9 protein-coding genes are annotated in these 14443 nt (G+C 66.6%); 3 read left to right on the forward strand and 6 right to left on the reverse strand.

The features are described 5' to 3' along the window. Positions 1–243 precede the first annotated feature (243 nt). A complete protein-coding gene (locus tag ACWCIA_RS18700) occupies positions 244–1872 on the reverse strand; it encodes an alpha-glucosidase (protein WP_454165693.1) in 1629 nt (542 codons plus the stop codon). 247 nt (positions 1873–2119) lie between these two features. On the opposite strand from ACWCIA_RS18700, the gene ACWCIA_RS18705 reads away from it, so the two are divergent. The 3 genes from ACWCIA_RS18705 (at position 2120) to ACWCIA_RS18715 (ending at position 7474) form a co-directional block, all read left to right on the forward strand. Beyond that, a complete protein-coding gene (locus ACWCIA_RS18705; protein ID WP_454165695.1) occupies positions 2120–3730 on the forward strand; it encodes a POT-type proton-dependent oligopeptide transporter in 1611 nt (536 codons plus the stop codon). A gap of 205 nt (positions 3731–3935) precedes the next feature. Further along, positions 3936–6650 carry an alpha-1,6-glucosidase domain-containing protein gene (locus ACWCIA_RS18710; protein WP_454165697.1) on the forward strand — a complete coding sequence of 905 codons (2715 nt, stop codon included), beginning with the start codon at positions 3936–3938 and terminating at the stop codon, positions 6648–6650. A gap of 95 nt (positions 6651–6745) precedes the next feature. Then, positions 6746–7474, forward strand: coding sequence for an AAA family ATPase (locus ACWCIA_RS18715; RefSeq protein WP_454165699.1), 729 nt, complete (start codon positions 6746–6748; stop codon positions 7472–7474). 22 nt (positions 7475–7496) lie between these two features. Here ACWCIA_RS18715 and ACWCIA_RS18720 read toward each other — a convergent pair whose 3' ends face one another. The 5 genes from ACWCIA_RS18720 to ACWCIA_RS18740 all read right to left on the reverse strand — a co-directional run bounded on the left by ACWCIA_RS18720 (position 7497) and on the right by ACWCIA_RS18740 (position 14407). Then, positions 7497–9197, reverse strand: a complete 1701-nt coding sequence (locus ACWCIA_RS18720) for a response regulator (protein ID WP_454165700.1) — start codon at positions 9195–9197, stop codon at positions 7497–7499. Beyond that, positions 9187–10647 carry an ATPase domain-containing protein gene (locus ACWCIA_RS18725; protein WP_454165702.1) on the reverse strand — a complete coding sequence of 487 codons (1461 nt, stop codon included), beginning with the start codon at positions 10645–10647 and terminating at the stop codon, positions 9187–9189. Before ACWCIA_RS18725 ends, ACWCIA_RS18720 begins: the two co-directional genes overlap by 11 nt. A gap of 171 nt (positions 10648–10818) precedes the next feature. Beyond that, positions 10819–11265, reverse strand: a complete 447-nt coding sequence (gene aac(6'), locus ACWCIA_RS18730; RefSeq protein WP_454165704.1) for an aminoglycoside 6'-N-acetyltransferase — start codon at positions 11263–11265, stop codon at positions 10819–10821. Between the two features lie 18 nt (positions 11266–11283). Beyond that, the gene (locus ACWCIA_RS18735) at positions 11284–13737 is read right to left on the reverse strand and encodes a PAS domain-containing hybrid sensor histidine kinase/response regulator (RefSeq protein WP_454165706.1); all 2454 of its coding nucleotides are present in this window, start codon (positions 13735–13737) and stop codon (positions 11284–11286) included. 13 nt (positions 13738–13750) lie between these two features. Beyond that, entirely contained in the window at positions 13751–14407 is a 657-nt protein-coding gene (locus ACWCIA_RS18740) for an MEDS domain-containing protein (protein ID WP_454165708.1), read from the reverse strand. Positions 14408–14443: the final 36 nt, after the last annotated feature.

Here is a 14443-nt window from a genome sequence, read left to right on the forward strand (position 1 = left end):
ACGCCCCCCTGTACCGCTGGCTGACCCTGCTGCTGGCCGGCGCCAGCGAGAGCGGCTACTCGCCGGTGCTGATGGAAACGGCCGACATTGAGGCCCGGGGCCTCAATGACAACTCCACGCGTTTGCGGCATGCGAACATCCGGGGCGTAGCGCCAGGCCGCAAGTACGCACACGTTATAAACGCGTGGACTCAGGAGTCCACCCTACGTTTATCGGCCCGTACACGGGCGGGCCGTCATACACTTATTTCGCGGTGCCGAACCAGGCGCCGTAAGCCGGCAAGCTCACCTTCCCACCCGCCGCCTCGCCCGGCAGGCCATGGCCTTCCAGGTTCGCAGCGGCAGCCGTCTCCGCCCAATCGAAACTTACCGGCGCATTCGACAGGTTGAACGCGGCCAGCACGGTCGGCTCGCCGTCCAGCGTGCGGCGCAGCGCGAGGATCGGTTCCGGCGCGTCGAAGAAGCTGATGTCGCCGCGGGTCAGCTGCGGCAGCGAACGGCGCCAATGGATGATGCGGCGCGCAGCGGCCAGGGCCGAACTCGGGTCGTTTTCCTGCGCCGATGCAGCCAGGGCCAGGTGCGGTTCGGCCACCGGCAGCCAGGGCGTGCCGCTCGTGAAACCGGCGTTCGGCGCCTCGTTCGTCCACGGCATCGGCGTGCGGCAGCCGTCGCGGCCCTTGAACTCGGGCCAGAAGGTGATGCCGTACGGGTCCTGCAGCAGTTCATACGGCACGTCCGCTTCCGGCAGCGCCAGCTCGTCGCCCTGGTACAGGCAAGGCGTGCCTTTCAGGGACAGCTGCATCGCCAGCACCATCGCCGCAAAGGCGACCGGCGCATCTTCGCCCTTCCAGCGCGTGACCACGCGGATGGCGTCGTGGTTGCCGACCGACCAGGAGGCCCAGCCGCCTTTCACGCGCGCTTCGAATTCTTCCACTTGCGTGCGGATGTGCGCTGCCGTGAACTGCGGGGTCAGCAGGTTGAAGCTGTAGGCCATGTGCAGCTTGTCGCCGTCGGCCGTGTATTCCGCCATGCAGGCCAGCGCGTCGTCGGCGCCGACTTCGCCGATCGACACGGCGCCGAATTCGTTCAGCAGCGCGCGGATCTTCTGCAGGAAGGCAATGTTTTCCGGGCGCGTCTTGTCGTAGATGTGAGCCTGCATGCCGTAGGGGTTGACGTCGGTGACCGAGGCGGTGTCGCGCTTGGTGGCCGGCGGGTTGCTGCGCAGTTCCGTATCGTGGAAGTGGTAGTTGCAGGCGTCCATGCGCACGCCGTCCACGCCGCGCTCGAGCCAGAAGCGCAGCGCCTCCAGGTGGGCCTGCTGCACGTCGGGATTATGGAAGTTGAGCTGCGGCTGGCTGGCCAGGAAGTTGTGCATGTAGTACTGCTTGCGGCGGCTGTCCCAGTGCCAGGCGGCGCCACCGAAGACCGACATCCAGTTGTTCGGCGGGTTGCCGTCCGGTGCCGCGTCGGCCCAGACGTACCAGTCGGCCTTCGGGTTGTCGCGGCTGCTGCGGCTCTCGACGAACCAGGGGTGGGCGTCGGCCGTGTGCGCCATCACCTGGTCGATCATGATCTTCAGGCCCAGGCTGTGCGCCTTGGCGACCATGGCGTCGAAGTCGGCCAGGGTGCCGAACAGCGGGTCGACGTCGCAGTAATCGGAGATGTCGTAGCCGAAGTCCTTCATCGGCGACTTGAAGTAAGGCGAGAGCCAGACGATGTCCACGCCCAGGCTGGCGATGTAGTCGAGCTTCGAGGTAATGCCGGGAATGTCGCCGACGCCGTCGCCGTTCGAGTCGAGGTAGCTGCGCGGGTAGACCTGGTAGATGATGGCTTCGCGCCACCAGTCGTGTTTTTGCGTGGAAGTCTGGGTCATGGGGATCGATCCGGTGAGATGGTTTTTACGCAATATACAGCAGGTTCAGGGCAATGACAATCGGCCGGAATGCCGTCATGAAGAGCATATTTCCTTTGCATTCAATGGCTTATCTGCAAATAATATTTGCATCGGAAAACGCTGAAGTAGCAAAACTACGAACCCTGCTCGACAGTGCATATTTTCCTGTTGCAAAGACCCGTACAGCGTCATAGCATCCGGGGTTGATCCATTTTAGAGATGCGCCATGAGCCAGCCGACGCCAATCGAATCCAACGGGCGCATGCCCCGCCAGATCCCCTACATCATCGCCAACGAGGGCTGCGAACGCTTCAGCTTCTACGGCATGCGCAACATCCTCACGCCCTTCCTGATCTCGACGCTGCTGCTGTTCTTGCCGGAGTCCGAGCGCACCGGCGAAGCCAAGCACGTGTTCCACACCTTCGTGATCGGCGTGTACTTCTTCCCCCTGCTCGGCGGCTGGCTGGCCGACCGCTTCTTCGGCAAGTACAACACCGTCTTCTGGCTCAGCCTCGTGTACTGCGCGGGCCACGCCTGCCTCGCCATTTTCGAGGACAACGTCAAGGGCTTCTACCTCGGGCTGGGCCTGATCGCGCTCGGCGCGGGCGGCATCAAGCCGCTGGTTGCCTCCTTCGTGGGCGACCAGTTCGACCAGACCAACAAGGGCAAGGCGAAGCTCGTCTTCGACGCCTTCTACTGGATCATCAACTTCGGCTCCTTCTTCGCGTCGCTGCTGATGCCGCTGTTCCTGAAGAACTACGGCCCGGCCGTCGCCTTCGGCATCCCCGGCATCCTGATGTTCATTGCGACCGTCATCTTCTGGAGCGCACGCCACAGATACGTGCACGTGCCGCCCGCCGCGCCGAGCCCGCACTCGTTCACACGCGTGGCGCGCACCGCCCTGCTGGCGCAGAAGCCGGGCCAGGGCCGTCCCGGCCTCACCATCGCCCTGATCGGCGTGGCGGGCGCGATCGTGTCGCTGGCGATGTCGCCGCAATGGGGCTTCGTGATCGCCGCCTGCACCGCGCTGGTGCTGCTGCTGGCCTTCGGCGGCCTGGGCACCTCGATGCAGCTCGAGCGTGCGCGCGGTGCCCACCCCGACGAAGCCGTCGACGGCGTGCGCGCGGTGCTGCGCATCCTGGTCGTGTTCGCGCTGGTCACGCCCTTCTGGTCGCTGTTCGACCAGAAGGCTTCGACCTGGGTGGTGCAGGCCAATTCGATGATCACTACCTTCTCGATCTTCGGCAACGAGTTCACCCTGCTGCCTGCGCAGATGCAGGCCCTGAACCCCCTGCTGGTGATGATCCTGATCCCGTTTAACAACCTGGTGCTGTTCCCGATGCTGCAGAAGATCGGCCTCACGCCGACCCCGCTGCGCCGCATGACGGCCGGTATCGCCTTCTCGGCCCTGTCCTGGCTCGTGATCGGCACCATCCAGGTGTCGATGGACGCCGGCACCCCGACCTCGATGGCCTGGCAGATCCTGCCCTACGCGCTGCTGACGATGGGCGAAGTGCTGGTCTCGGCCACCGGCCTGGAGTTCGCCTACAGCCAGGCGCCGGCCGCGATGAAGGGCACCATCATGGCCCTCTGGAGCCTGGCCGTCACGGTCGGCAACCTGTGGGTGCTGGTCGTGAACGCAGCGGTCAAGAACGAGGCGGTGCTGAATACGATTTCCAGCTCCGGGGTCGGCGTGATCGCCTTCCAGATGTACTTCTTCGCGGCCTTTGCGCTGCTGGCGGCGCTCGCCTTCGGCCTCTATGCGAAGCGCTACAAGATGGTCGATTATTATCGCAACGCCGAAGGCGCCGCGGTGCCGGCGCCGGCCAAGGTCTGATAGCCGGTTGCTCCGTTTGAAAAAAGCCGCTCCGGTTTGCGTCGGGGCGGCTTTTTTATTTTCGCGAGTTCCGAATATCAAACAGCCCCGTTTTTATCCGCTACGCTAGCAAACACTAGTAGAATTACATCAAATAAAGACCCACCGGCAGCGTATTTACCCTTACATGGCTGCCATTCTGTAGCCGAACTACATTGAGAGCCCCATGATCCGATACGCCTGCGCCGCCCTCGCCGCCGCCACCTGCTCCGCCCACGCCGCCATCCCCCTGCAGGCCTGCGACAGCCCGACCTTCGCCGCGGTGCTGCACCCGGCCGCGCAGGCCTTCGAGGCGCGCGCCGTCTGGCTCGACCGGCGCCTGGCGCAGTGGCCGGGCGCGGTGGATGCAGGCGTGTTCCGCCTCTACCATTCGCCGACCGGCGCGATCAAGGCCGCTGCCGACGCGAAGGTGAGCGGCGCGGCAGGATCGCTGCTGCTGGACGTGTTCAAAGGCGCGGTGCCTGCCGCCGCCGCCCAGCGCTTCAAGTACGTCGGCGCGGGCGCCGTCTTGTCCGTCAAGGAGGCCGACCTGCCTCGCCTCGCAGGGCTGCACCGCGAGCAGCTGGTGCTGGTGCGCGAAGCGCTTGACGGCACCGTGCTGGCGGCGACCCGCCTGCAAGCGGCCGGCGCCCTCGACGACCTGTACGCCGCCGCAGAAAACGTGCCGGACCTCGGCGCCAGCCCGGCCAAAGGCCGCATCGGCTTCAAGCTGTGGGCGCCGACTGCGCAGCAGGCCGCCGTCTGCGTCTACGACAATGCCGCCAGCCGCGCCGCCGCCGTCCACCCGCTGGCCTTCGACGCCCGCACCGGCGTCTGGGCGGCAAACCTGCCGGCCGACCTCTCCGGCCGCTACTACAAGTACGCCGTCGACGTGGTGGCCGAAAGTGCCGGCCTGGTGCGCAATTTCGTCACCGACCCGTATTCGGTCAGCCTGAGCACCGATTCGAAACGCAGCTACATCGCCGACCTCGACGCCCCTGCCCTCAAACCGCGCGGCTGGGACACGCACCGGGTGCCGGCCACCGTCAAGGCCCAGCCCGACATGGCCGTCTACGAACTGCACGTGCGCGATTTTTCGCGCGACGACCCGAGCGTGCCGGCCGATAAACGCGGCAAGTACGCAGCCTTCGGCGAGACGCGTTCGGCCGGCATGCGCCACCTGCAGGCGCTGGCCAAGGCGGGCCTGACCGACATCCACCTGCTGCCCGTCTACGACCTCGGCAGCGTCCCGGAAAAGGACTGCGCCGTGCCGCAGCCCCAGGGCGCGCCCGACGGCGAGACCCAGCAGGCACTGATCGGCAAAACGGCCGACCAGGACTGCTACAACTGGGGCTACGATCCTTTCCACTACAACGCGCCCGAAGGCAGCTACGCCAGCGATCCGGCGGACGGCGCCAGGCGCATCGTCGAATTCCGCGAGATGGTGCAGAACCTGCACCGCGCCGGCCTGCGCGTCGGCCTCGATGTGGTCTACAACCACACCTTCCGCTCCGGGCAACATGAAAAATCGGTGCTCGACCGCGTAGTGCCCGGCTACTACCACCGCCTGGATGCAAAGGGCGCCGTCGAGCAGTCGACCTGCTGCGACAACACGGCTACCGAAAACACCATGATGGCCAAGCTGATGATCGAATCCGCCGAGCTGTGGGTGAAGCACTACAAGATCGACTCCTTCCGCTTCGACCTGATGGGCCACCAGCCGCGCGCGGCGATGGAGACCCTGCAGGCGCGCGTGGACAAGGCCGCCGGCCGCCCCGTGCAACTGATCGGCGAGGGCTGGAACTTCGGCGAGGTGGCCGACGGCGCCCGCTTCGTGCAGGCCTCGCAGCTGTCCCTGAACGGCAGCGGCATCGGCACCTTCAGCGACCGCGCGCGCGATGCGGCCAGGGGCGGCGGCGCCGGCGATGCGGGCGACGCCGTCATCAAGCAGCAGGGCTACATCAACGGCCTCGTCTACGACGCCAACGCCCGCGCCGGCGCGCGCCCCGTGAAGGATTTGATGGCGGCCGCCGACATGCTCCGCATCGGCCTGGCCGGCACCCTGCGCGGCTATACGCTGACCACCTTCGACGGCACGCCGCGCAAGCTGGAAGACATCCCCTACGGCAGCCAGCCCGCCGGCTACGCCAGCCAGCCCGGCGAGGTCGTGAACTACGTCGAGAACCACGACAACCAGACCCTGTACGACGCCAACGCCCTCAAGCTGCCGGTCGACACCTCCACCGCCGACCGCGCCCGCGTCCAGGTGCTGGGCCTGGCGCTCAACGCCTTCAGCCAGGGCGTGGCCTACTACCACGCGGGCGTCGACATCCTGCGCTCCAAGTCCCTGGACCGCAACAGCTTCAACTCGGGCGACTGGTTCAACCGGGTCGACTGGAGCTACCAGACGAATTACTTCGGCACCGGCCTGCCCCCAAGCCCGGACAACGCGAAGGACTGGCCGCTGTTCAAGCCGCTGCTGGCCAATCCCGCCCTGGTTCCCACCCCGGCCAACATCGCCTTCACGCGCGACGCCTTCCGCGACCTGCTGCGGATCCGCGCCGGCTCGACCCTGTTCCGCATGCGCACGGCCGATGACGTCATCCAGCGCCTGCGCTTCTTCAACGTCGGCCCGCAACAGGAACCGACCGTGCTGGCGGCCCACCTCGACGGCCGCGGCTATGCCGGCGCGGGCTTCAAGGGCGTCACTTACCTGATCAACGTGGACAAGGTGGCGCACGTGGTGGCCGACCCGCAGGCGGCCGGAAAGCGCCTGCGCCTGCATCCGGTGCACACGGCGCCGGGCGCGGGCGACAAGCGCGCCGCGAACGCCGGCTACGACAGCGCCAAGGGCACGTTCAGCATCCCGGCGCGCACGGCGGTGGTCTTCATCGAGGATTGAGCGGAATCAGGCGCGCACCAGGGACTACCCGGGGGCGCGCTGTACAATATGGGCGCTTGTCGATCGTGCAAGACAAACTCATCCGCAGAGCGCCCATGAAAGCACATCCCTTCCTGTCGGCAGTGAGCCTCAAATCCTCCGCGGCCGCGCATGCGCAGGAGTTCCCCTTATCCCTGCCCGTGATCCGCTCGCTCGACAGGCTGGCGCTGCACCCGCAGGTCACCTTCTTCGTGGGCGAAAACGGCTCCGGCAAATCCACCCTGCTCGAAGCCATCGCGGTGGCGATGGGTTTCAACGCGGAAGGCGGCAGCCGCAATTTTCGGTTCGCCACGCGCGCATCGCATTCCAGCCTGCACGAACACCTGCGCCTGGCGCGCGGCATCACGCCGCCGCGCGACGGCTTCTTCTTGCGCGCGGAAAGCTTTTTCAACGTGAGCACCGAGATCGAACGGATCGGGAAGCTGACCGATGCCTATGGCGGCACGCCGCTGCACGAACTCTCGCACGGCGAAGCCTTCCTCAACCTGTTCATGGCGCGCTTCGGCGGCAACAGCCTGTTCATCCTCGACGAACCGGAAGCGGCCCTGTCCCCGCAGCGCCAGCTCGCCATGCTCAGCCGCCTGCATGACCTCGCCGAAGACGGCAGCCAGTTCATCATCGCCACCCACTCGCCCATCCTGATGGCCTACCCGAACGCGACGATTTACGAATGCGGCGAGCGCGGCATCGCGCCGATCGCCTACGAGGACACCGAGCACTACCGGGTGACGCACGACTTCATCGCCAACCCAGCGCGCATGCTCGCCATCCTGATGGAGCGCTGAGCACCGGGCGCCAGCTCCAGGGTCAGCCGTCGCCCACGATTCCGGCGCGTTCCGGCCGCTCGAGGGCGAGTGCAATGGCGCCGGCCAGCGCCTCCGCGGTGTAGGGTTTGCGCAGAAACTGGATGTGCAAGGTCTGCAGGCGTCCCGGATCGACCATGTAGCCGCTGGTCAGCACCACCGGCACGCGCGGATGGTGGCGCGACAGCCAGTGCACCAGTCCGATCCCGTCCATACTTCCTGGCATCATCACATCGGACAAGACCAGGTCGACCTGGCTGAAATCGGCGCCGGTGGCGGCGTCCGCGCTGTCGACGACCGTCACCTCGGCCTCGAGCGCCTGCAGCAGCGCCGTCATCGTGTCGGCCACCACCGGATCGTCCTCGACGCACAGGATGCGCACGCCGTGCAGCGTGCGCGGCGCGATGCCGGACGCCGCCGGCGCCGGCGCATCGGTTTTGTCGGTACTGCGCGGAAGCAGGATCCCGACGCGGGTGCCGACGGCCTCGCGGCGGATGAAGGCAAGGCCATGGCTCTGGCTGGCGAAGCCGTACACCTGCGACAGGCCGAGGCCCGTGCCCTTGCCGACCGACTTGGTGGTGAAGAACGGTTCGAAGGCTTGCCGCGCCGTCTTGTCGGACATGCCTTCCCCGGTGTCGACGACGGCGATGCACACATATTCGCCGTCCAGGTCGGCCGCTTCCGGGAAACCGGCGTCGGGCAGGCGGAGGTTCTCCGCCGTGAGCAGCAGTTGCCCGCCGTCCGGCATCGCATCGCGCGCATTGCTGGCCAGGTTCAGCAATGCCGCATCGAGCTGGGCCGGATCGACCGACACCGACCACAGCGCAGCCGGGATCCGGCTGCTGAACTGGACCTGCGGCCCCGCCGTCTCGCGCAGCATCTCGGCAGTGGTCTTCAGGTACAGGGGCAGGTCGAGGGCGACATTGTTCAGCGGCTGGCGCCGCGCATACGCCAGCAATTGCTGCGTCAGGGCAGCGCCATGGCCGGAAGCGCGCCGGATACTGTCGAGCGCGCGCCCGACCGGAACCGCGAGCTCCTTCGCCAGCAGCATCCGCAACAGGGCTTCCGACCCGGAGATCACTTGCAGGATGTTGTTGAAGTCGTGCGCCACGCCACCGGTGAGGCGGCCCAGCGATTCGAGCCGGCGCGCCTCCTCCAGGGCGCGCTCGACCCGCCTGCGCTCGCCGATTTCCCGTTCCAGCGAGAGCGTACGCTCCCGCACGGCTTCCTCCAGCCCTTGCGCATGCTGCTCCAGCGCGCGCCAGTGGTCGCGCATGGCGAACTGGATCTGGCGGGTGCGCAGGGCCGACCGTATCGCCATCAGCAGCACTTCGCGCGAGGTCGGGCGTTCGATGAGAGTCACGTTGCCGATCCGCGCCAGGCGCGTGAAGCGATTGCTGTCGACCTTTCCAGCCGCCGGTCCCGCCAGGGTCAGCAGGGGCAGGTTCGACCACGTCGGCTGGCGCCGCAAGGTCGCGTCCAGGCCCTCCAGCGAACAGCGGTCCAGGCCTTCCTCGGTGACGATGGCGCACCACGCCCTCTCGTCCAGCTGCGCATAAAAGGCGTCCGCACTGGCGCAGGAATGCATCTGCACGCCTTCTTCCTCGAGCATTCCGCGCAGGGCAAGCGCGTCGCCTTCGACCGGTGCGAAGACCACCGCCAGCGCGGCCTGCATGGAACCAGCGTCGGCGCCGTCAGACTTCAAGGGACGTCGCTCCCGCTTCGCTGATCGGCACCTCCACGCGTGCGCCGATCTCGATGCCCTCGTCGGTCAGGTGCAGCGAACACACGTCGTGCTGGTGGCGGCCGTGGCGCCGTTTCAGTGCGCAGATCGCCTTGCGCACGACGTTCTCATGCTCGTAGTAGCGCAGCGAGATGATGTTGTCGGTGATGATGCTGAGCGCATCCGGCTCCTTCGAGGTATCGAGGCGCGCGGAGTGAGCGCCGACGATGATCGAGGTCACGTTCATATTGCTCAGATAGGAAAACAGCTCGTTCATCTGCAGCAGCAGCGACTTCTCTTCGCGAATCACATCCAGGTAGGAGTTGATGCAGTCGATGATGATCAGGCGCGCCCCGCTGTCTTCGACGATGCGCCGCACGTTCCAGATGAATTCGCCCGGCGAAATGCGCGAGGGATTGACGCGGCGCAGGTGGAACAGGCGCTGCTGGTGCGAGTCCTCGTCCTGCTGGATATGTTCGGCCATCCGCGAGCGCAAGGTCAGCTCGGATTCGTCGAACGTGAAGTAACCGACGTGGCAGCCGCTTTTCACTGCGGACAGCGCGTACTGCAGGGCCAGGGTCGATTTGCCGGCGCCGGAAGGCCCGATGATCATCGTGGAACTGCCGGCGACCAGGGGGCCGCCCATGAGCTGGTCAAGGCTGTCGACATTGCTGGCGATGTCGCGCACCTCGTCGTCGCGATGGTGCTCCTGCGCGATCAGGCTGGGAAAGACCAGGATCTCGTTCTTCTTGATCGCGAAATCGTGCCAGCCGCTCTGGAAGTCGCCTCCGCGCAGCTTGACGACGCGTAAGCGCCTGCGGGTCGCGCCGAAGTTGCGCTCCAGCTGTTCGAGCGTCACGACGCCGTGCACGGCGCTCTGCAACTCGTACTCCCGGCCATCCGCCGTCAGGTCGTCGAGCAGGATCACGGTGGCCTGGCAATCGCCCAGGCGCTGGCGCAGGTCGATGATCTGGCGCCGGTAGTGCGCGCTGTCGCGCGCCAGTAGCCGTACTTCGACCATCGAGTCAACGATGACCCGGTCGGCATCGCTTGCCGCAATCCGCTGCGCAATGCGGTTCACCAGGGCGGAAAGCTCGGTGTCGGTCGGCAGCAGGATGGTTTGCGACGAACTCGTATCCGGCGCCATGGGCATGATCTCTTCGATGTCGATGCCGTCGAGGGACCAGCCATGGCTGTGGGCCGTCGCCAGCAGCTCGGCCCTGCTCTCGGAGAGCGTCAGGTAGAGGCAGCGCTGACCCTGCGATGCGCCGTGGATCAGGAAACGCAGGCCCAGTGTCGTTTTGCCGGTACCCGGCCTGCCTTCAATCAAATGGACGCGCTGGCGGATAAGTCCTCCGCGCAAGACGGCATCCAGCTCCGGTATTCCAGTGGGGATTCGTTCAATTTCCGCGTTCATGGGCTGCCCTTGCATTGAAAAGATGAGAAAAATGTCGATCCGATAGTCGATCGATGGGCAATGAAATCATTATAGATTATGCATCACGGGTGCCGTTTTATTTTGCAAGCATGCAATATTGACAACACCGTGCGGGTGGTGGCCGGGGTGCGCGGCACCCGGTAACAGGCAGGGGTGCCTGGACGTTTATGGAGCGAGCCGCTTGCGGAAATAGACGACGCGCTCCGTTTCCTCGAACCCGAGCGCGGCATGCATGGCATGGCTGGCCGTGTTCTCGAGCAGCGCGTCGGATGCGAGCTCGCTGCATCCCTTGTCGACCGCCCACGCGGCCACGGCGGCCACCAGCGCCGCTGCGATGCCCTGGTGCCGGCATGCCGGCGCGACGTAGATCCCTTCCAGGAAGACGACCGGCGAGGTTTCCGTGCCGTTGACGTAGTCCGTGCGCAGCGCCGCTTCGACGAAGCCTGCCGGCCGGCTGTCCGCGCCATGGGCCAGGAACTGCACGTATTTGGCCGGCTCGTCCAGGAAGGACTGCATCTCGGCCAGGTGTTCGGCCGCCGTCCCTTGCGGCCACAAGGCCCGGCGCAGGTCCAGCCAGCCCTCCTGCGAGGTCGAGGCGCATGGAACGATCATGGTCGACGCCCTGCGGTATCAGGCGTCGCTGCGCCCGGACAGCGAGGCCAGGAAATCGCTGACGCGCGCCGGCGCGACCGGCTTCGTGAAGTGGATGTCGAAGCCGGCCTCCCTGGTGCGCAGCAGGTCGTCCTTCGCGCCCCAGCCCGACACGGCCGCGATGACGCTGCGCTCGAGGCCCGCGATCTGCCTGAGCCGGCGTGCGACTTCGTAGCCGCTCATGCCCGGCATGCCGATGTCGAGGAAGACCACTTGCGGCTGGAATTCCGTGGCAATGCGCAGCGCCTCGGGCCCGTCGTGCGCCGTGCGCAGCGCATGGCCGTGCATCTCGAGCAGCGCGGCCAGGGTCAGCGCGGCATCGACATTGTCGTCCGTGACGAGGATGCGCAGGCGTGTGCCGCCGCCGGCCACTTGGGCGGATGCCTGGGCGCTGCCGGCAGGGACCGCGTCCTTGTCGAGCGGCAGCCGAACCACGAAGGTGCTGCCCTTGCCGGTCCCCGCGCTCGCCGCCGCCACGGTGCCGCCGTGCATGCCAACCAGCTGGCGCACCAGCGACAGCCCGATCCCGAGCCCGCCCTGGGCGTGCGGCATGTTGCGCCCGACCTGGCTGAACATGTCGAACACCGATTCCAGCGACTCCGGCGGAATGCCGACCCCGCTGTCGATGACGGAGATGACGGCCTCGTCGCCCTGCCGCCCGACCTCGAGTGCGATGTGCCCGCCCTGCGGCGTGTATTTGGCCGCATTCGTCAGCAGGTTGCCGATCACCTGCGCGATGCGGGCGGCGTCCGCGTTGACCGGCAGCGGCGCATCGGTCAGCACCTGGCTGAAGGCGTGACGGCTTTTCTCGATCAGCGGCAGGCTGGTCTCCACGGCGTTCGAGACGATCGCCTTCAGCTCGACCGGCGCCTTCCTGATCTCGACCTTGCCGTTGGTGACGCGGGCGATGTCGAGCAGGTCGTCGATCAGGTGCGACAGCTGCTTCGCCTGGCGCTCGATGATGCCGCGCACGCTGGCGACGGTCTCCATGCTGTCGGCGCGCATGCGCATGACTTCCAGCCCGGTCACGATCGGCGCCAGCGGATTGCGCAGTTCATGCGCCAGCACGGCCAGGAACTCGCTCAGGTTCTTGTGCGACCGGGTGACCTCGTCGAACAGCGCACGCTGGCTGGCCTCGGCCTCGCGCAGCGCCCTCTCGGTGCGCTTGAAGGCATCGATGTTGGTCACCACCGTGACCTGGCCCTTGGCCGCACCGTCGCTGCCGGTGAGCGGAACCGCGGCCACCTGCGTCCAGATTTCGCTGCCGTCGTCCTTTTCGTAGCGCGCCTCGATCCCTGGCACCACCCGTTCGCCGCGCATGGCGCGCGCACTGGCAAAGTCGCGCACTGCGAACGGCGTACCATCGGCGTGGAAAGCCTGCCATCGGTGGCGGCGTGCGTCGTCGAGCGAAGGCAGGACCGAGGTCGGCATGTACGGTTGCATCTCCTGGTTCGCGTGCACGATTTTGCCGTCCCGGTCAGTCACCGCCACGCCGACAGGCAGCGCCTCGAACACGGTCGACAGCGTCTGCTGGGTTTCGCGCAGGGCCTGCTCGGCCTGAATGCGGTCGCTGATATCGAGCACATTGCCGACGAATCCAAGGAACTCCCCGGCCGACGAGAACCGGGGCTGGCCGGCGTCGATCACCCAGCGGTAGCTGCCGTCCGCGTGCTGCAGGCGGTGCTCGAGCTTGAATCCCTTTTGCTGCAGGTTCGCTTCCATGAAAGCATCGTCCGCCGCGTCCCGGTCGTCCGGGTGGATTGCGTCGATCCAGCCGAAACCGAGGCCCTGGGCCGGGCTCTGCCCGGTGAAGGCATACCAGCCGCGCGACAGGAAGGAACACGAACCGTCCGGCTCGGTCACCCAGAGCATCGCGGGCGCCGCGTCGGCCAGGTCGAGGAAGCGCGACTCGCTTCGTGCCAGCGCCTGCTCGGCCAGGCGGCGCTGCACGAAGACGGCCGCCTGGTTGGCGGCCACACCGAGCAGCAAGCGATCGTGCTCGGACGGGAAACCAGGCCGCCGGGAAGCCACGACCACGGCGCCGATGCCGCGGCCGATACCGAGCCGGACGGCGCTGGCGCGGAGCAGGCATCCGTCGTCCGGAAGGGCGATGGTAACGGCCTCTGCCGCCGCCGGCGCAGCCGATGGGCTGTCCGCCACTGCACGCACGGCGGGCAGCAGCCGGGCGGCATCGAGGAACTTGCCCTGGATTTTTTCCAGGGCAGGGACCGCCGGGCTGGCGCCGCCGCCCGTGACGCGGACATAGGCCAGGTCGAGGTCGAGCATCGACGAGAGCACGCCCGCCAGGCTGCCGACGATCGCGTCGAGGCCGAAGTCGCCCCAGACAGCGGACAAGGTCGACATGGCGACCAGGTCGCGCGTCGTGCGCCTCAGCTCCTCGATCTCGGACGCCTGCTTGCCGGGATTCTCCATGCCGCCCAATCCCCTACTCCGCCGCGCCGGGCTGGGCGCCGGCGGCCGTTTTCCTGGCTTCGATTTCCTGGAGCAGTTGCTCAGCCGGGACATAGAAAGGATTTTCCTGCAGGATGCCGCCGATGATCACCATGGGATGGGTGCGCATGATCTCGGTCACGGCGGCGGCATCGAACCTGGACAGGTCGTAGGTGCAGACGACCGGGTCGTGCCGCGCCGGCAGCGCGGCGTTCAGGCGCGCCTCGTACTCGACGATATCGTGCACGCCCGGGCGGTCTTCCAGCGCCCACTCCATGTTCGCGATATTGCGCGACATCTTTCCGGGAGGCGAATTGTGGGGCGCCAGCATCTGCAGCAGGGTCTCGATCATGCGCTGCTGGTCGAAACGCCCATCCTTCAGGTAGGTTTCGCGCCAACTGAGGACTTCGAGACGGCCATCCGCCTCGGCCGCGTCCGTGTCGATGCCCTGCTGTTGCAGGCGCGCCATGTGTTCGGCGCGGTGCTCGGGATCGACGATGTGGAAGGCACGGTCGCCGCGCTCGAAACCCTCCATGATGAACGGCATGAGCACCCGGTACTCTTCTTCCTTGGTGTGGAAAAAGGCGCAGGCATGGCAGGAATGGGTAAGAACCTTGCCGGCCAGGTTCACGGCCTCATTGTGGATGGACATAGCGCTTATCAGTTTCAACGGCGACGGCAAGCAGGC

This window comes from Massilia sp. SYSU DXS3249, assembly GCF_053668055.1.